General features: G+C 40.6%; 20 protein-coding genes and 1 other RNA gene. 10 read left to right on the forward strand and 11 right to left on the reverse strand.

Translation table 11 applies throughout. From position 1 onward, the window contains the following. Positions 1 to 55 precede the first annotated feature (55 nt). The 8 genes from yegQ to secF all read left to right on the forward strand — a co-directional run bounded on the left by yegQ (position 56) and on the right by secF (position 8,052). Positions 56 to 1,435 carry a tRNA 5-hydroxyuridine modification protein YegQ gene (gene yegQ, locus PARA_RS00685; protein WP_005695474.1) on the forward strand — a complete coding sequence of 460 codons (1,380 nt, stop codon included), beginning with the start codon at positions 56 to 58 and terminating at the stop codon, positions 1,433 to 1,435. Positions 1,436 to 1,628: 193 nt separating this feature from the next. Next, positions 1,629 to 2,720, forward strand: coding sequence for a tRNA preQ1(34) S-adenosylmethionine ribosyltransferase-isomerase QueA (gene queA / locus PARA_RS00690; protein ID WP_014064084.1), 1,092 nt, complete (start codon positions 1,629 to 1,631; stop codon positions 2,718 to 2,720). Positions 2,721 to 2,831: 111 nt separating this feature from the next. Next, complete coding sequence (gene tgt, locus PARA_RS00695) at positions 2,832 to 4,004, forward strand: tRNA guanosine(34) transglycosylase Tgt (protein ID WP_014064085.1); 1,173 nt, start codon at positions 2,832 to 2,834, stop codon at positions 4,002 to 4,004. Positions 4,005 to 4,056: 52 nt separating this feature from the next. Next, a complete protein-coding gene (locus PARA_RS00700; RefSeq protein ID WP_014064086.1) occupies positions 4,057 to 4,569 on the forward strand; it encodes a hemerythrin domain-containing protein in 513 nt (170 codons plus the stop codon). A gap of 3 nt (positions 4,570 to 4,572) precedes the next feature. Then, positions 4,573 to 4,800, forward strand: a complete 228-nt coding sequence (locus PARA_RS00705; protein ID WP_014064087.1) for a sulfurtransferase TusA family protein — start codon at positions 4,573 to 4,575, stop codon at positions 4,798 to 4,800. 102 nt (positions 4,801 to 4,902) lie between these two features. Beyond that, positions 4,903 to 5,193, forward strand: coding sequence for a preprotein translocase subunit YajC (yajC, locus tag PARA_RS00710; RefSeq protein ID WP_005695468.1), 291 nt, complete (start codon positions 4,903 to 4,905; stop codon positions 5,191 to 5,193). A gap of 23 nt (positions 5,194 to 5,216) precedes the next feature. Further along, on the forward strand, positions 5,217 to 7,067 hold the full coding sequence (gene secD, locus PARA_RS00715) for a protein translocase subunit SecD (RefSeq protein WP_041918188.1): 1,851 nt from the start codon (positions 5,217 to 5,219) through the stop codon (positions 7,065 to 7,067). Between the two features lie 10 nt (positions 7,068 to 7,077). Continuing rightward, positions 7,078 to 8,052, forward strand: a complete 975-nt coding sequence (gene secF, locus PARA_RS00720) for a protein translocase subunit SecF (RefSeq protein WP_014064089.1) — start codon at positions 7,078 to 7,080, stop codon at positions 8,050 to 8,052. An 82-nt stretch (positions 8,053 to 8,134) separates the two neighbouring features. Here the strand turns inward: secF and PARA_RS00725 are convergent, their stop codons facing one another. The 7 genes from PARA_RS00725 to PARA_RS00750 form a co-directional block, all read right to left on the reverse strand. Beyond that, a complete protein-coding gene (locus tag PARA_RS00725; RefSeq protein ID WP_014064090.1) occupies positions 8,135 to 9,175 on the reverse strand; it encodes an AI-2E family transporter in 1,041 nt (346 codons plus the stop codon). After that, positions 9,175 to 9,513, reverse strand: coding sequence for a nitrogen regulatory protein P-II (gene glnB, locus PARA_RS00730; RefSeq protein ID WP_005697836.1), 339 nt, complete (start codon positions 9,511 to 9,513; stop codon positions 9,175 to 9,177). Before glnB ends, PARA_RS00725 begins: the two co-directional genes overlap by 1 nt. 1 nt (position 9,514) lies before the next feature. Next, positions 9,515 to 10,108, reverse strand: coding sequence for a molybdopterin adenylyltransferase (mog, locus tag PARA_RS00735; RefSeq protein ID WP_014064091.1), 594 nt, complete (start codon positions 10,106 to 10,108; stop codon positions 9,515 to 9,517). A gap of 111 nt (positions 10,109 to 10,219) precedes the next feature. Continuing rightward, positions 10,220 to 12,790, reverse strand: coding sequence for an ATP-dependent chaperone ClpB (clpB, locus tag PARA_RS00740; RefSeq protein ID WP_014064092.1), 2,571 nt, complete (start codon positions 12,788 to 12,790; stop codon positions 10,220 to 10,222). A 135-nt stretch (positions 12,791 to 12,925) separates the two neighbouring features. Further along, a complete protein-coding gene (locus tag PARA_RS00745) occupies positions 12,926 to 13,498 on the reverse strand; it encodes a 5-formyltetrahydrofolate cyclo-ligase (RefSeq protein ID WP_014064093.1) in 573 nt (190 codons plus the stop codon). Between the two features lie 26 nt (positions 13,499 to 13,524). Next, positions 13,525 to 13,722: non-coding RNA, 6S RNA (gene ssrS / locus PARA_RS10215), on the reverse strand. Positions 13,723 to 13,814: 92 nt separating this feature from the next. After that, entirely contained in the window at positions 13,815 to 14,606 is a 792-nt protein-coding gene (locus PARA_RS00750; protein ID WP_014064094.1) for an outer membrane protein assembly factor BamD, read from the reverse strand. Between the two features lie 109 nt (positions 14,607 to 14,715). On the opposite strand from PARA_RS00750, the gene rluD reads away from it, so the two are divergent. Beyond that, the gene (rluD, locus tag PARA_RS00755; protein WP_014064095.1) at positions 14,716 to 15,690 is read left to right on the forward strand and encodes a 23S rRNA pseudouridine(1911/1915/1917) synthase RluD; all 975 of its coding nucleotides are present in this window, start codon (positions 14,716 to 14,718) and stop codon (positions 15,688 to 15,690) included. Position 15,691: 1 nt separating this feature from the next. Further along, positions 15,692 to 16,429, forward strand: a complete 738-nt coding sequence (pgeF, locus tag PARA_RS00760; RefSeq protein ID WP_014064096.1) for a peptidoglycan editing factor PgeF — start codon at positions 15,692 to 15,694, stop codon at positions 16,427 to 16,429. 48 nt (positions 16,430 to 16,477) lie between these two features. Here the strand turns inward: pgeF and ruvX are convergent, their stop codons facing one another. The 4 genes from ruvX to fadR are packed head-to-tail and all read right to left on the reverse strand — an operon-like array spanning position 16,478 to position 18,978. Beyond that, positions 16,478 to 16,897: a Holliday junction resolvase RuvX gene (gene ruvX, locus PARA_RS00765; protein WP_014064097.1), complete on the reverse strand. Its 420-nt coding sequence runs from the start codon at positions 16,895 to 16,897 to the stop codon at positions 16,478 to 16,480. Next, complete coding sequence (locus PARA_RS00770) at positions 16,897 to 17,457, reverse strand: YqgE/AlgH family protein (RefSeq protein WP_014064098.1); 561 nt, start codon at positions 17,455 to 17,457, stop codon at positions 16,897 to 16,899. Before PARA_RS00770 ends, ruvX begins: the two co-directional genes overlap by 1 nt. Then, positions 17,457 to 18,191 (reverse strand): 16S rRNA (uracil(1498)-N(3))-methyltransferase, encoded by a 735-nt coding sequence (gene rsmE / locus PARA_RS00775; RefSeq protein WP_014064099.1) that lies wholly within the window; start codon positions 18,189 to 18,191, stop codon positions 17,457 to 17,459. The genes PARA_RS00770 and rsmE overlap by 1 nt, the downstream gene beginning before the upstream one ends. A 58-nt stretch (positions 18,192 to 18,249) precedes the next feature. Then, a complete protein-coding gene (fadR, locus tag PARA_RS00780; protein WP_014064100.1) occupies positions 18,250 to 18,978 on the reverse strand; it encodes a fatty acid metabolism transcriptional regulator FadR in 729 nt (242 codons plus the stop codon). Positions 18,979 to 19,076: the final 98 nt, after the last annotated feature.

A 19,076-nucleotide genomic window follows, 5' to 3' on the forward strand; every position in this document is an offset into this window, starting at 1 on the left:
TTAATACGGCTTGCCAAAAGCAAGCTACTGACCTGAAATCAGACAAGAGAACATTATGACAACCCCATTTAAACCTGAATTACTCTCCCCTGCGGGCTCCCTTAAAAACATGCGCTATGCTTTTGCCTATGGCGCAGATGCCGTTTATGCAGGCCAACCACGTTATAGCTTACGTGTACGCAACAATGAATTTAATCATGCCAATTTAAAAATTGGGATCGATGAAGCCCATGCACTTGGCAAAAAATTCTATGTGGTCGTGAACATTGCTCCGCATAACTCCAAACTCAAAACCTTTATCAAAGATTTACAACCTGTGATCGACATGGGCCCTGATGCCTTAATTATGTCTGACCCAGGCTTAATCATGTTGGTGCGTGAAAACTTCCCGGATATTGATATTCATCTTTCTGTACAAGCGAATGCGGTAAACTGGGCTACGGTAAAATTCTGGAAACAAATGGGGTTAACTCGTGTGATTTTATCGCGCGAATTGTCCATTGAAGAGATCGCTGAAATTCGCCAACATGTGCCAGATATCGAACTCGAAATTTTCGTACACGGTGCATTATGTATGGCGTATTCTGGCCGTTGCTTACTTTCTGGCTATATCAACAAACGCGACCCAAACCAAGGCACTTGCACTAATGCTTGCCGTTGGGAATACAAAATGGAAGAAGGCACGACGGATGAAGTGGGCAACATCGTACCGAAAATCGATCCCGCTCAACAAATTGAAGTGAAAAACGTGGCGCCAACTTTAGGTGAAGGTGCGGTAACAGATAAAGTCTTCCTTTACACCGAATCACAAAAACCCGATGAACAAATGACGGCGTTTGAAGATGAGCACGGTACTTACTTTATGAACTCGAAAGATCTGCGTGCCGTACAACACGTGGAAAAATTGACCGCACTTGGTGTGCATTCTTTAAAAATCGAAGGCCGTACTAAATCATTCTATTACTGCGCAAGAACCGCACAAGTTTACCGCAAAGCCATTGATGATGCGGCAGCAGGAAAACCATTTGATGAAAGCTTAATGGATACCTTGGAATCCCTTGCTCATCGTGGTTATACCGAAGGATTCTTACGTCGCCATACGCACGATGAATACCAAAATTACGAATACGGCTACTCTATCTCTGAACGCCAACAATTTGTCGGTGAATTTACCGGTAAACGTAATGAACAAGGTATGGCTGAAGTGGCGGTGAAAAACAAATTCTTGCTTGGTGATGAAGTGGAAATGATGACTCCACAAGGCAACATCGTCTTTAAAATTGAAAAAATGCTCAATCGTAAAAATGAAAATGTGGAGGCCGCACTTGGCGATGGCCACTTTGTCTTTTTAGATGTGCCACAAGACATCCAACTTGATTATGCATTGTTGATGCGTAACTTGGTCAACACCAACACACGCAACCCACACAATTAATTTGTTAAAAAATTGTTGCATTTGTTAATAAATGCACTATAATACATCCCATACCTGATTTGTTAATTCAACAACTCATAGTATGACTCCAAATATTTTGCCCTTTCACCTTTTTGAAAGGGCTTTTTTTCTTGTTCTTTCCTCCGAATAGCTCTAGACTATGCCCCATTTTTAGCTTTCATGATTTACAATTATGCGTGTTTCTGACTTTCATTTTGACTTACCTGATGAGCTGATTGCTCGTTATCCTAAAGAAGATCGCTCTTCTTGCCGTTTGCTACAACTCAATGGTGAAAACGGGGAAATTTCTCACCGCACTTTTACCGATGTATTGGATTTAATCGACGAAGGTGATTTATTGATTTTTAACAATACGCGCGTGATCCCTGCTCGTATGTTTGGTCGTAAAGCCAGTGGCGGGAAAATTGAAGTGTTGGTTGAACGCGTATTAAGTGAACATCATTTTTTGGCGCATATTCGTTCATCAAAAGCTCCGAAAGAAGGTGCTGAATTATTTTTAGGTGAAGATAAACTCGGTGAAAATAAGGGCGTAGAAGCAATTATGATTGGTCGTCAAGATACGCTTTTTGAAGTGGAATTAGCGGATAAAAGTCGCAATGTGCTTGATGTGTTGCAAGAAATCGGTCATATGCCTTTGCCACCTTATATTGATCGCCCTGATGAAGAAGCGGATCAAGAATGCTACCAAACCGTGTATAACAAAGTGCCTGGTGCAGTCGCCGCCCCAACAGCGGGATTACACTTTGATGATGAGCTTTTACAAAAATTACACGAAAAAGGCGTTAATTTTGAATTTGTGACTTTGCACGTGGGGGCGGGTACATTCCAACCGGTACGAGTTGAAAATATCGAAGATCACATTATGCACGCGGAATATGTGGAACTTTCTCAAGAAGTCTGCAATGCCATTATTGAAACGAAGAAAGCGGGTAAACGTGTCATTGCAGTAGGTACAACATCGGTGCGTTCTGTTGAAACCGCTGCCCTATCAGCAGAAGAAAATGGCAACCCAGATTTAATTGAACCTTATTTTTCTGATACGTCCATTTTTATTTACCCGGGTAAATCGTTCCGTGTGGTGGATGCGTTGATTACTAACTTCCACTTACCGGAAAGTACGTTGATTATGTTGGTGTCTGCCTTCGCAGGCTTTAGTCACACCATGAATGCCTATAAAAGTGCAGTCGAAAATCGCTACCGTTTTTTCAGTTATGGCGATGCAATGTTCATTACTAAAAATCCCAATGTGAAAGGGTTAGAATAAGTGGTTTGACTTATTTTCAACCAACTCATAAAATACCTACCAAGAAGCCTGTACTAACAGGCTTTTTTATTGAATAACAACCTTCGAACTGTTTATTCGTTGAGGAAAAAAATGAAATATGAATTAGATAAAACCAGCGGTAGTGCACGTCGTGGTCGCTTGGTATTTGAGCGTCCACAAGGCACGTTCAGCGTAGAAACCCCAGCATTTATGCCAGTAGGTACTTATGGCACGGTAAAAGGCATGACACCAGAAGAAGTGCGTGCGACAGGTGCAGAAATTTTACTTGGTAACACCTTCCATTTATGGCTTCGTCCAGGCCAAGAAGTCATGCGTAAACACGGTGATTTACACGATTTTATGCAATGGCATCGTCCAATTTTGACTGACAGTGGCGGTTTCCAAGTATTTAGTTTAGGTAAATTACGTAAAATCACCGAAGAAGGCGTGAAATTCCAAAACCCAATTAACGGAGAACGCATTTTCCTTTCGCCTGAAAAATCCATGGAAATTCAATATGATTTAGGGTCTGACATCGTGATGATTTTCGATGAATGTACGCCTTATCCAGCGACTTTCGATTATGCGAAAAAATCCATGGAAATGTCTCTTCGTTGGGCAAAACGCAGCCGCGATCGCTTTGATGAATTAGGCAATAAAAATGCACTATTCGGTATTATCCAAGGCGGCGTATTTGAAGAATTACGCAAAGTATCACTAGAAGGCTTAGTGAATATTGGCTTTGACGGTTATGCGGTGGGCGGTTTAGCGGTAGGCGAACCAAAAGAAGACATGCACCGTATTTTAGAATACATCTGCCCACAAATCCCGGCTGACAAACCGCGCTATTTAATGGGCGTGGGTAAACCTGAAGATTTAGTGGAAGGCGTACGTCGTGGCATTGATATGTTCGACTGTGTAATGCCAACCCGTAACGCTCGTAACGGTCATTTATTCGTGACAGACGGCATTGTCAAAATCCGTAATGCAAAATATCGTGATGATACGAGCCCGTTGGATCCAGAATGTGATTGCTACACCTGTAAAAACTACACCAAAGCGTATTTATATCATTTAGATAAGTGTGGTGAAATTTTAGGTGCGCGCTTAAATACCATTCACAATTTACGCTATTATCAACGTTTAATGGCGGAAATTCGTCAAGCTATCGAAGACGATCGTTTTGATGATTTTGTGGTGGAATTCTATGCTCGTATGGGCAAACCTGTTCCACCATTACAGTTAGATCCTACTCAATCTTCTGAAACACAATTATCAGAATAACACATGCAAAGTGCGGTCAAAAATGACCGCACTTTTTAACAAAGGAAACCTTATGCAAATCCTCGAACCTCAACAATTTGCCACTTGGAATGAGCCGATTGATATGCTTTATGCCTGTCATAGCAAAGTGAGACGCTTTTGTAAACAGCTCACCATTCTTCCTGGTTATTTAGAAAAGAATGGCGTGAATCAAGCTGTATTAAATGATGTGAAAACCATTTTGCAGTATTTTAATCACGCGGCACCCCTTCACCATGATGATGAAGAAAAAGATTTTTTCCCCGCTTTAATTGAAAAAGCACCTCAAGCGAAAGAATCGGTGGATGAATTAGAGCGCCAACATGTTACTTTGCATGAAAATTGGGCAAAGCTTTCGGAGCAGCTAGAAGAATTAATTGCAGAGAAACGTACTGATGTAGATGAAAGACTGATTACGCTGTTTGTAGCGAGCTATGATAGACATCTTGCCCTTGAAGAGCCGTTATTTGAGCTCGGGAAGCAATATTTATCAGCAGAACAATTGACAGCAATGGGCAAAATTATGTTTGCTCGTCGCCAAGCTTAAATCATGAAATATCAATTAAATTTGACCGCACTTTCCTGCCCGATTCCGCTTTTAACGGCGAAGAAGGCTTTGGCAAATTTAGCGCCGAATGATGAATTAGTTTTGCAATTAAATCGTCAAAGTGCGGTGGAAAATTTTGTTGTTTTTTGTGAAGAAAATCAATGTGAATTAGTGGATCAACATTGGCTTTCTGAGCAAATCTTCGAAGTTTGCTTGAAAAAAATCAATTAATCCAAAAATTCTAGGTGTTATTGCCTTCATCGGCTTTTACTGAATGCCGTTTTATGGTATTTTACGCACACTTTTAACTTTTCATTTTATAAGGAAAACACAATGGAAGCACAAAGCCCAATGTCCACGTTATTTATTTTCGTGATCTTCGGTTTAATTTTTTATTTTATGATTTACCGCCCACAAGCGAAACGTAACAAAGAACACAAAAAATTAATGTCTGAATTAGCGAAAGGCACTGAAGTATTAACCGCTGGTGGTTTGATTGGTAAAATCACTAAAGTAACCGAAGGTGCTGAAATTGTTATCGCTTTAAACGATACCACTGAAATCACGATTAACCGTAACTACATCGTTTCAGTATTACCGAAAGGTTCTGTAAAATCTCTCTAATTTAAATTCCTAAAGGGAAAACTATGTTAAATCGTTACCCATTATGGAAGAATCTAATGGTGATCCTTGTGGTCGCCATTGGTGCTTTATACTCTCTTCCAAATATCTATGGTGAAGACCCTGCGGTGCAAATTTCTGGTACTCGCGGACAACAAGCAGACACCACCGCATTAACTGAAGTACAAAACGTACTAAAAGAAAATAACCTTCCAACCAAATCTATCGTTCTTGAAAATGGCTCTATTCTAGCCCGTTTCACCAACACAGATGACCAACTTCTTGCCAAAGATAAAATTGCAGAAAAACTTGGCACTAACTACACCACGGCATTAAATCTTGCACCGGCAACACCGGCTTGGTTAAGTAGCATTGGTGCAAATCCAATGAAATGGGGTTTGGACTTACGTGGTGGTGTACGTTTCTTGATGGAAGTGGACATGAATTCTGCGCTTGCTAAACGTCAAGAACAGTTACAAGACACATTACGCAACGAATTACGTAAAGAAAAGATTCAGTTTACGGCAATTAAAAACGGTGACAAATTTGGTACAACGGTCACATTAGAAAACGCTGACCAAATGTCGAAAGCAGCGCGTATTATTCGTCAATTACACCCAACATTAGACGTATCTGATATTGGTGACAACACCTTAAATCTTGCCCTTTCTGAAGCATCATTAACAGAGTCTCGTAACTTAGCGATCGAGCAAAACTTAACGATTTTACGTAAACGTGTCGCTGAATTAGGCGTAGCTGAAGCCGTTATCCAACGTCAAGGTGCTGAACGTATCGTAATCGAATTACCGGGCGTTCAAGATACGGCACGTGCAAAAGAAATCTTAGGGGCAACCGCAACACTTGAATTCCGTATTGTGAATTCATTAGTGAACCCTGAATCAGCAGCGCGTGGTATGTTACCTTCTGACACTGAAATCAAATATGACCGTCAAGGTAGACCTGTTGCACTTTACAAACGTGCGGTATTAGGTGGTGAACACATCATCAACTCAAGTTCTGGTTTAGACCAAAACACCAGCACACCACAAGTAAGCGTGACCTTGGACAGTGAAGGCGGCGAAATCATGTCGCAAACTACCAAGAAATACTATAAAAAACCAATGGCAACCTTGTATGTAGAATACAAAGACAACGGTAAAAAAGACGAAAATGGCAAAACCATTTTAGAGAAAAGTGAAGAAGTAATTAACGTTGCTACTATTCAAGGTCGCTTCAGTTCTAACTTCCAAATTACGGGTGTAAGTAGTTCTGCAGAAGCACAAAACCTTTCTATGTTATTAAAATCAGGTGCATTAATTGCGCCAGTGCAAATTGTAGAAGAGCGTACAATCGGTCCTTCTCTTGGTGCACAAAACGTAGAACAAGGTATTGATGCAAGCTTCTGGGGCTTAATTGCGGTAATTGTCTTCATGCTGGTTTACTATAAAGTCTTCGGTATTATCGCAAGCTTTGCCTTGGTGATTAATATCGTTTTATTAGTCGGTTTGATGTCTATCCTACCTGGTGCAACACTCACCATGCCGGGTATTGCGGGTATCGTATTAACCCTGGGGATGTCGGTGGATGCCAACGTACTTATTTTTGAACGTATCAAAGAAGAGATTCGTAATGGTCGTCCAATCCAGCAAGCCATTAACGAAGGTTATAACGGTGCATTCACCTCTATCTTCGATGCGAACTTAACCACAATTTTAACGGCAATCATTCTTTATGCTGTGGGTACCGGTCCAATTCAAGGCTTTGCGGTAACCCTTGCATTAGGTGTGGCAATTTCAATGTTTACAGCGATTACCGGAACACGTGCTATCGTGAACTTCCTATACGGCGGTAAACGTCTTGAAAAATTATCAATTTAGGTAGGATAAGATGAGATTATTTGCAAAAGATAAAAACGGACATTTTATCCGTGAAGTGAATGGGATTAAATTGCCATTCCCTCTCACTGAATTTATGAAAGTGAGATTTGTGGGATATACCTTTTCCATCATTTTAATGGCGATTTCCCTCTTCTTCATTGTGACAAAAGGCTTCAACTGGGGCTTGGATTTTACCGGTGGTGTGGTATTTGATACGCACTTCTCACAACCAGCTGATTTAGAGAAAATCCGTGGCACATTAAATCAAAATGGTATTGCAAGCCCGATTGTACAAACAACGGGTTCTGTACAAGACGTGATGATCCGCTTACCAGCTGATAATAACGATTCTGCTATTGGTGATCACGTTAAAAGCATGCTCCAAACAATTGACCCTAATATTCATATTAACAGTATCGAATTCGTCGGTCCAAACGTCGGTGAAGAACTGGCTCAAGGTGCAGTTTACGCGACCCTTGCAACCCTAGCAATGATGTTAATTTACGTAGGTTCACGTTTTGAATGGCGTTTAGGTTTTGGTGGTATTGCCTCACTTGCGCATGACGTGGTGATTACACTCGGTGTTTTCTCTGCATTACAAGTCGAAATGGATTTAACCTTCGTGGCGGCAATTCTTTCTGTTGTAGGTTATTCTATCAACGATAGTATCGTGGTATTCGACCGTGTGCGTGAAAACTTCCGTAAAATTCGCCGTGTAGAAACCATCGATATTATTGATATTTCCTTAACGCAAACCTTATCGAGAACCATCATGACATCTCTCACAACACTTCTTGTTGTGATTGCCTTGTTCTTCTTTGGTGGTCCATCAATTCATAACTTCTCATTAGCGTTATTAATTGGTATCGGTTTTGGTACTTATTCATCAATCTTTATCGCGATTGCGATTGCTTATGACATCGGCCTACGCCGTGAACATATGATTCCACCAAAAGTGGATAAAGAAGTAGATGATTTACCTTAATCTATTAAACATCAGATAAAAAGAAAGCCACCATAACGGTGGCTTTTTTATTGCTAAAATTATGACATTTTATGACCGCACTTTAGTCGTTTACATCACCTAATAAAGCCGCATATTTCTTCGTTGATTCTGAGCTTTCCAAGGTAATTTTAAACGCCATTGTCAGCGGCACTGAAAGTAACATACCGACCGTACCGAGCAACCATCCCCAGAAAAGCAATGAAAAGAATACGACCAAGGTAGAAAGACCTAAGGTTTTACCCATCATTTTCGGTTCAATAATATTACCGATCACAATATTTAATACAATAATACCGACGGTTACGCCCATGCCTACACCGAATCCATTCAGCAATAACGCTTGAACAATAATAGGCACAGCTGCAATAATTGAACCGATATTCGGAATATAATTTAATAGGAAGCTTAAAGTTGCCCATAAAATCGCATATTGCACACCCGTTATGTCCAACAAAATCCACGTCGAGACGCCGGTAAGTAAACTAATCACCGTTTTCACACCAAGATAACTAATCACACCGTCTAAAATACGATCGATGTGATGTTCTTCCGCGACAACATCATGCTCATTGTCACTTAAAACTAAAGCAAGTTTATGCTTCATGGTTGGTGCTTCAAGCAGCATAAAAATCACCGCTAAGATCAACACAAAAACATTCGTCACCACGCCAGAAAAGTTTAATAATAAACGGCTCACAAAGTTCATGATCACACTTGGATCAAAATGCTCCATAATGGCTTCGCGAGAAATCACAATCGGCAATTTTAGTTTTTGAGCTAACGCCATGACGTCATTTATACGTTCCGAAAGCAGCACTTTATATTGAGGAATCGAGCGTGTAAATTCTTGCACACTGCTATTAATTAATCCCGCCAGGAAAAAGAATACGATTAAAATTAAAATAAACAGCAAGGCAATCGCAATACCATGCGGTACTTTGCGTTGTGTCATCGCTTTAATTACCGGCGAACAAATAATGGCGATAAATAATGCCAATAAAAAAGGCACGACAATCTCCGCCGCCAGTTTAATTCCCGCAAACACAATCACTAAAGCTGCCATAGCGACTACAGTGCGGTTAAAATTTAAGTTTTTTTCCACTAAATGGCTTCCTCATTTTCTTCGCCCGTACGAACACGAATCACGCGTTCTACATCATAAACAAAGATCTTCCCATCACCGATTTTCCCTGTTTGGCAAGTTTCAACAATGGTTTCAAGGCACTGTTCAAGTAAATCATCTGGCACGACAATTTCCATTTTCACTTTAGGTAGAAAATCCACCATATATTCTGCACCACGATAAAGCTCTGTATGCCCTTTTTGACGACCAAAACCACGAACTTCAGTCACGGTCATTCCGCTAATGCCGATATCAGATAAATTTTCACGCACATCATCTAATTTAAATGGTTTAATAATGGCTTCGATTTTTTTCATCTTATTTCTCCAAATTTTCACGGCGCGCGGCTTTCGGGCGGAAGCTTGTAATCACTTCAGGCTTGGTATCAATATAAATACCATCGATTAATTGCAAGCAGTAAGGCACTGCACTAAAAATCCCTTTTACTAAGACTTTACCTTTCTCATCTTTCACACCTTCTAAGGTTTCTTTGATAGCCTTTGGCTGCCCTGGTAAATTCAAAATTAAACTATTTTTACGAATCACACCAACTTGACGAGATAAAATTGCGGTCGGTACAAAATGTAAACTTACTTGACGCATTTGCTCACCAAATCCTGGCATTTCACGATCAGCTACTGCTAACGTGGCATCAGGTGTCACATCACGTTTTGCTGGCCCTGTACCGCCCGTTGTGAGCACTAAATGACAATGGTGCTCATCCACTAATTCTTTCAGCGTTTGTTCGATTAATGGTTGCTCATCTGGAATTAATCGCGTTTCCACTTCAAAAGGATCCACCAACGCTTGCTCTAACCATTGTTGTAATTCTGGAATCCCTTGATCTTGATACACACCACTTGATGCACGATCTGATACTGAAACCAAACCAATTTTTAAAAGTGCGGTCATTTTTTTCCTCATTTTTATACGCAATACACAGCGTCATTCTACCCTATTTTATCTTTTACCAAAGCATAAAAAAGCCATTTAGCTTTCACTAAATGGCTTTCATTTTACAAATTATTGTTTGGCTTGAACTTTGCCATCTACATAATCGATTGTGACTACTTTGCCTGGTAATAATTGACCAGATAGAACTTGTTGTGCCAAGCTGTTTTCGATCTCTTGTTGGATTGCACGTTTTAATGGACGCGCCCCATAAATTGGGTCGTAACCCACTTCACCAATGAAATCTAATAAAGCTTCAGTAAACACTAATTCGTAACCACGAGTTTCCATACGTTTTGCTAAACGTTCTAATTGGATGCTTGCAATCGCACGGATATTTTCTTTATCAAGTGGATGGAATACCACAGTTTCGTCAATACGGTTGATAAATTCTGGACGGAAATGTTGGCTCACCACTGACATCACTAAGGCTTTCATTTCGCCATAGCTTTCGTTTTTGCTACCTTGGATTAAATCAGAACCCAAGTTAGAGGTCATAATCACAACGGTATTACGGAAGTCCACAGTACGACCTTGACCATCAGTTAAACGGCCATCATCCAACACTTGTAATAAGATGTTGAATACATCCGCATGTGCTTTTTCCACTTCATCGAGCAAAATTACTGAATATGGACGACGACGCACTGCTTCAGTTAAGTAACCACCTTCTTCATAGCCGACATAACCTGGAGGCGCACCGACTAAACGAGATACGCTGTGTTTTTCCATAAACTCTGACATATCAATACGTACCATCGCATCTTCGCTATCAAAGAGGAATTTCGCCAAGGTTTTACAAAGCTCAGTTTTACCCACACCAGTTGGACCTAAGAATAAGAAAGAACCAATTGGGCGGTTAGGATCTGAAAGCCCTGCACGGCTACGACGAATCGCATTCGCAACAGCATCAACCGCTTCTTCTTGACCGATCACACGTTTGTGCAATTCTTCTTCCATGCGTAAGAGTTTTTCTTTCTCACCTTCCATCATTTTAGAAACTGGAATACCTGTTGCTTTAGAAAGTACTTCCGCAATTTCTTCATCCGTCACACGATAGCGTAATAGACTCATTTCTTTGCCTTCACCGGTTTCAGCGGCAGCAAGTTGTTTTTCCAATTCTGGAATGCGACCATATTGAAGCTCAGACATTTTACTTAAATCGCCTGCACGACGCGCTTGCTCCATTTCAGTTTTTGCCGCATCTAACTCTTGTTTGATGTGTTGTGAACCTGAAAGAGTCGCTTTTTCTGATTTCCAAACTTCTTCAAGTTCAGCATATTCGCGTTCTTTATCTGCAAGCTCTTTTTCTAACATCTCTAAACGCTTACGGCTTGCTTCGTCTTCTTCTTTTTGTAATGCTTGTTGTTCCAATTTTAATTGGATGATACGGCGTTCAAGACGATCGAGCGGCTCTGGTTTAGAGTCAATTTCCATACGGATGCTCGAAGCAGCTTCATCGATTAAGTCGATGGCTTTATCCGGCAATTGACGATCAGAAATATAACGGTGTGAAAGCGTTGCAGCTGCCACGATTGCTGGGTCAGTAATATCCACATGGTGATGGATCTCATAACGCTCTTTCAAACCACGTAAGATCGCAATGGTATCTTCCACGCTTGGCTCGTCCACAAAGACTTTTTGGAAACGACGCTCAAGTGCCGCATCTTTCTCGATATATTGACGATATTCATCTAGTGTTGTTGCACCCACACAGTGTAATTCACCACGCGCTAAACTTGGTTTTAATAAGTTACCCGCATCCATTGCACCGTCAGTTTTACCTGCACCAACCATAGTATGGATTTCATCAATAAAGAGGATCACGCGACCTTCTTCTTTTGATAACTCATTTAAAACGGCTTTTAAACGCTCTTCAAATTCTCCGCGGTATTTCGCACCGGCAATCAAGGCGCCCATATCTAAAGAAAGTACACGTTTGTTTTTTAAACCTTCAGGTACTTCACCATTAACAATACGTTGTGCCAAACCTTCCACGATAGCGGTTTTACCTACACCAGGCTCACCGATTAATACTGGGTTGTTTTTGGTACGACGTTGTAATACTTGAATCGCTCGACGAATCTCTTCATCACGGCCAATCACCGGGTCGAGTTTGCCGCTTTCAGCACGAGCTGTTAAATCAATAGTATATTTTTCAAGAGCTTGTCTGCTTTCTTCTGCATTTTGATCGTTCACGCTTTGTCCTCCACGAATATGTTGGATCGCCTGTAAAATTTGTTCTTTTTTCGCACCACATTTTTTCAAAATGTCATTTAATGCGCCTCGCTCTTCAAGCGCAGCTAATAAGAACAATTCACTGGAAATAAATTTATCTTGTTTTTGTTGAGCTAATTTGTCACATAAATTCAATAAGTTAAGTAATTGACGGGAAATTTGCACATCACCGCCATTACCCGACACTTGTGGCAATTTATTCAATTCGGCATTTAATTCATTACGCAATAATGCCACGTTCACGCCACTGGTCGTTAAAATTGGTGCCATTGAACCGTCTTGTTGATTTAAAAGTGCTGTCAATAAATGCACTGGTTCGATAAACTGATTATCTTTACCTAGCGCCAATGATTGTGCTTCACTGAGTGCTTGTTGGAATTTTGTGGTAAATTTTTCAATATTCATATGCTTATCTTCTCCTGATTAAATTCTTGGGGTCATCCCCTTTACGAGTTATTAAATAAGACCCTTTTTTGGTATTTCAAGAGAAAAAATCAACAATTTTTAATTTTTTCTATCAAACTTTACTTCTTGATAGGTTTAAGCGACTAAGATTTGATGAAGTGGCACGTCCCACGCTTCAGTTGGAAGCTGTTCGACTTGCTGACATTGATGGGCTAATCCCACAGGGATAAAAGAAGAATTTCGCCAATTTTGTAAGGTACGATCATAAAAACCACCGCCCATGCCAAGGCGATTACCTTGTTTATCAAAAGCGACAAGTGGTGTAAAAAGAATATCTAATTCATCCAAAGGCAATACGTTTTGCACATTGAGTTTGGGCTCCCAAATGCCAAATTTATTTTTCAGCATTGGTGTATCTGGCAAATAACGTAAGAACAAAAGATGATTCGGATTGAAAGGGTGTAATACCGGCAAATAAACGTGCTTATCTTGTGCCCAAAGGGTTTTGATAAGTTTCTCTGTGGAGATTTCACCATCAAAGGAAACATACAAGGCAATATGCTGCGCATTTCGTTCTTCAATTAATGCAAGAGATTGCTGAGTGATGGAATCTTCCGCCTGTTGTTGCTGAAGTGCGGTCAAATTTGCTCGTGTTTTACGAATTTGTTGACGGAGTTGATTGCGAAGCGTTTGCTGTGTTGATTTCATTCGATTAGAAAGAATGGACTTTAAAGGAAGGTCCCAGAGTGCCGCTACGAGTAGTAGTCCTTGAACCCGACGGTCCAAGGAAACCGGTAAGGCCATTTTTAGGTTTCTTTAGTCCAATGACGAAGTCAAAGGTCAAGCCTACACACCAATGGCGGGAAACCGATTTATAAAGTTCTAAGTATCGGCTCAGGGACATAACCCATCCACGAACACCCCAGGAAATCTTTTAAATTTATACTAGCTCAATTTGATTAGTTTGACTAGCCTTTATTTGAATAATTTTGCTTATTCAAGCTCGTCCCACAAGGGACGAGAATTATTTTTTAACCGGTTGAGTTAAATCAGATTCTTCCGGTTTTTTCACTTCCGCAAATTGTTTATCTTTATTCGCATCGATAACTTGCTGAGTTTGGTTCGCTAATTGTTGTAAACCCATTTTCTCGTATGCTTCTTTCATTAAGAATAAACCTTCGTAAGTTGCTTTTGCATCCGGATATTGTTGCAACATACCTACTACACGGTTTGATACCGCGACCCACGCATCACGTTTTGCATAGAATTTCGCAATTTCTAATTCATGACGTGCCAATGAGTCTTTAATATACGCCATACGCGCTACTGCATCTTGTGAATATGGGCTATTTGGGAACGCACGCACTAAGCTTTGGAAGTTTGAAAACGCCGTTTTCATTGAAGTTGTTTCACGCGTTGCACGATCGATGCCAAAGAAATCTTGAATCATGTTATCGGCCGTTGCTAAGTTTGTTAAACCCGCCATATACACTGCATAGTCACGGTTTGGACTTTGTGGGAATTGCTGTAAGAAGTTATCTACGGTAACCAACGTTGCTGTGTAATCTTGTGTTTTATAGTTTGCATAAATTAAATCAAGCATTGCTTGTTCTTGGTAAGTACTACCAGGGAAACGCTCTGTCGCTGCTTTTAAATAACGAATCGAGTCAGAATAGCTTCCTTCTTGTAATGCAGCCGCGCCTTTTGCATAAAGCTCATCAACAGAAGCTTGCTCCACTTCTTTATTACCACTGCTACAAGCTGCAATAGCGAATGAGGTAAGTGCAATAAGCACGAGAGATTTTATTTTACGCATTCTTTTTTCCTTAATTTTTACGAAAATCAATAAATAAGTTACAATTAACGAATATTGTATAGAACATTACACAATAAGCCAACTTTTTAAATTTTTAGATGGATTTTTTATGCCACAAATGACCTTAACGGCTGAAATTCAGCCCGAGCAAATGGGACAGCGTTTAGACCAAACCCTCGCAGAGTTGTTCCCTGAATATTCCCGTTCGCGTTTAAAAACCTGGATTGAAGCAAAACAGGTAAAAATGAACGGTGAAATTGCCGATATTCCACGTGCAAAAGTTTATGGTGGAGAGCAAATTGAAATTTCGGTAGAAGTGGAAGATGAAAACCGTTTTGAGCCACAAAATATTCCGCTCAATATCGTTTATGAAGATGACGATATTATCGTGATTAACAAACCTAAAGATCTCGTGGTTCATCCCGGTGCGGGCAATCCGGATGGCACAGTACTTAACGCGCTACTCTATCACTATCCACCTATTGCCGAAGTACCGCGCGCAGGAATTGTTCATCGTTTAGATAAAGACACAACGGGTCTCATGGTTGTCGCTAAAACGATTCCCGCACAAACCAAACTTGTACGTGACTTACAAAAACGCAAAATCACTCGTGAATATGAAGCCGTCGCCAGTGGCATTATGACCAAAGGCGGCACAGTAGATCAGCCAATGGCTCGTCATGCGACAAAACGCACATTGATGGCGGTTCACCCAATGGGTAAACCGGCTGTGACGCACTATCGCATTATGGAAAATTTCCGTAATTACACGCGTTTACGCTTACGTTTAGAAACAGGCCGGACTCACCAAATTCGTGTGCACATGGCGCATATCGCACATCCATTATTAGGTGATCAAACTTATGGCGGTCGTCCTCGTCCCCCTAAAAACGCAAGTGAAGCCTTCACTGAGGTACTACGCAATTTTAAACGTCAAGCCTTACATGCGGTTATGTTGCGCTTAGCTCACCCGATTACAGGTGAAACGATGGAATGGTATGCGCCATTGCCAGATGACTTTGTCGAATTACTTCATGCCTTAAAAGCGGATTATCTCGAACACAAAGACGAATTGGATTATTAAGATGAAAACCATTGTTCCAAACTGGACTGTTCCACCACACATCCAAGCTTTTACGACCACAAGAGAAGGGGGCGTAAGCCTGCCGCCTTTCGAGAGTTTCAATTTAGGCGATCATGTCGAGGATGATAAAAGTGCGGTCAAAACTAACCGCACTTTATTGGTCGAAAAATTTAATCTGCCACATTTCCCGTTGTTTTTAACTCAAACACACAGCACTCGTGTAATCACAGTGCCTTATGAGGGCAATAATTTAGAGGCTGATGCAGTTTACACCAATCAACCTAACCAAGTATGTTTGGTGATGACGGCTGATTGCTTGCCAGTTTTATTCACCAATAAACAAGGCACTGAAGTGGCTGCAGCCCATGCGGGCTGGCGTGGACTCTGTGATGGGGTATTAGAAGAAACAGTGAAATGTTTCCAATCAGCCCCCGAAGAGATTATTGCGTGGTTTGGACCTGCTATCGGCCCCAATGCATTCCAAGTTGGCAAAGAAGTGATTACGCAATTTATGGCTTTTGACCCAATTGCAGAAACAGCTTTTCGACCAGATCCGAATGAATCAGGAAAATACCTCGGCAATCTTTATCAAATCGCCACACAACGCCTCAATAAATTAGGTATCACCCAAATTTACGGTGGGGAGCATTGCACATTCACTGAAAAAGAAAGCTTCTTTTCCTATCGTCGAGATGGCAAAACAGGCCGAATGGCGAGTCTGATTTGGATAAAAAAATAAACCTATCAATACAACAAACCGCACATTAAAGTGCGGTTTATTTTTGGCTTATTCTGAATAGTTTTCGAACCAACTTTCTAAAATCAAACAAGCAGAAATCCCATCGACTTTACCCTTATTGAGAGCACGATAACCGCCACGCTGGAAAATTTCATCGCGTGCAGAAACCGTTGTTAAACGCTCATCTTGCAGTTCTACTTTAATCCCGAAACGACCATTTAAGCGATTAGCAAATTTTTTCGCACGAAGTGTTAAATCTTGCTCAGTGCCATCCATATTTAAGGGCAATCCCACCACAATAACATCGGGTTTCCAATCCTTTAAACATTTTTCAATGGCATCCCAATTGGGAATCCCATCTTGGGCTTTAAATGCAGGCAAGGCTTGCGCTGTACCCGTAATACTTTGCCCAACCGCACAACCGATACTTTTTGTGCCAAAATCAAACGCGATTGCCGTGATACCCATTAACTATGCCCTACTTGTGAAAAGACAAAATTATGAGGATTGATCCCCAATAATTGATTCGCTGCAGGATAACGATCTTCATAAATGGTTTCAAATAAAATGGTGTCTGAAGCAGGTGCCACTAACCAGGCATTATCCGCAATCTCTTGCTCTAACTGCCCTGCAGTCCAACTTGCACAACCGAGAGCCACAAGATATTTGTCGGGCGCATCCTCTGAACCAAAGGTTTCTACAATATCTGCCGAAGTGGTCAGAAACATCTCATCAGTAATTTTATAACTATGCTCAAATTCTTTCGCGGCTTTCTTATGCAGAATAAAACCACGCTCAGAATGTACCGGCCCACCTGCAAGCACAAGTTCATTGCTAAAAGTGCGGTCATTTTTCATCATAAAATTCATTTTTGAATACAACTCAGCAATACTTAAATCGGTGGGTTGATTAATCACTAAACCCATCGAACCTTGCTCATTATGCTCGCATATATACACCACGGTATTTTGGAAATAATCCTCCAATTGTGGCATCGCAATTAAAAATTGCCCTTGTAAATCCATCATTATCCCAAATCTCCAAAACAAATTTGTAACGCACTAATTGCCGCTAAAGAGGCTGTTTCTGTACGCAACACACGCTTTCCTAATAAAATTTCAGTAAATCCTTGTTGTTCAGTTTGAGCAATTTCTTGAGGTGATAAACCACCTTCTGAACCAATAAGCAAACGAACACCTTCTTTTGGAATGGAAGGCAAGGTTTTAATAGAATATTGGGCTCTTGGATGTAAATTCAATTTCAGTGCGCCATCATTTTCTGCACACCAATCTTGCAACTTCATTAACGGACGAATTTCTGGCACAACGTTACGACCACATTGTTCACAAGCGGCAATAGCAATTTTTTGCCATTGTTGGATTTTCTTATCCATGCGTTCACCATCCAACTTCACCCCACAGCGTTCCGACCATAATGGTGTAATCACATTCACGCCCAACTCTACGGATTTTTGAATGGTAAATTCCATTCGATCGCCACGCGAAATAACCTGCCCTAAATGAATCGATAAATTCGACTCCTTATCACTCAATTCACAACCAAGAATTTCCACTTTAACGGCTTTTTTGCTCGCTTCAATAATTTTTGCTGGATAAATATGATTACTTCCATCAAATAATTCAATTTGCTCACCTTCAGTCATACGCAGTACACGTCCTACGTGATTAGCTGCATCCTCTGAAAGTTGGCAAGTAGATTGATTTTTAAGGGATTTTGGATGATAAATTCTTGGAATACGCATAATATTGAGTCTTTGATATAAGGAAAAAGTGCGGTCATTTTCAACCGCACTTTTAATATTATTCTGTTGCTAAATCTTTTGGCAAGCTTTCTAAAATGGCTCGCCAGTAAGCGGAAGTCACTTGCTTGTGTTTACGAATACATTCCACCACTAAATCGGATTGACCTCTTTCACAAATATCACGCAATTCTACATAAAAATCATGTGTCACTTGACGATGTTTTTCGTCACTAAAGAATAGCAAACCAATTTTATGATAAACCCCACGTAAACTATTAAAAATTAAACGATAGAAAGGTTTATTAGCCATTACTGTAAATTGACGGAATAAGGCATAGTCAAACTCCATGTAACTTTCAGCGGTGTTTTCTAATGAATCTAGCCCTTTAAACAAAGCAACCGAGGCTTTAGGCGAATTTTTTACGGCCTCATAAATATAAGATTCTGACATGCGACTACGCAATGACAACATATTTTCAATGATTAACGGCGCACTTTGGCGATCTAAGGTAATTAAGGTTTCAATGATGCTCGGACCTGCAGTATCCCAAATATCATTGACTTTTGTCGGCTTGCCGTGTTGAATGGTAAGCCAACCATCACGAGCCAAACGCTGCAATACTTCGCGTAATGTGGTGCGTGTTACGCCGATTTTATCAGCTAAATCACGCTCAGAAGGAAGATTGGTGCCTGCGGGAAATACATTATCCCAAATACTTCTAACAATATATTCTTCGGCAAGAGCGGCTGGGCTTTGAGCCCGTAAAAGGGTATTATCTGTTTGCATGAGTATGAAATAAATATAAAAAAATCTAAAAAGATCAAAAAAATGTGATTTATTCAATAAATCTTTAACTGGTCTATTATCCTTTAAAGCAGTATATA

It is taken from the genome of Haemophilus parainfluenzae T3T1, assembly GCF_000210895.1.
Lineage (GTDB): Bacteria > Pseudomonadota > Gammaproteobacteria > Enterobacterales > Pasteurellaceae > Haemophilus_D > Haemophilus_D parainfluenzae_A.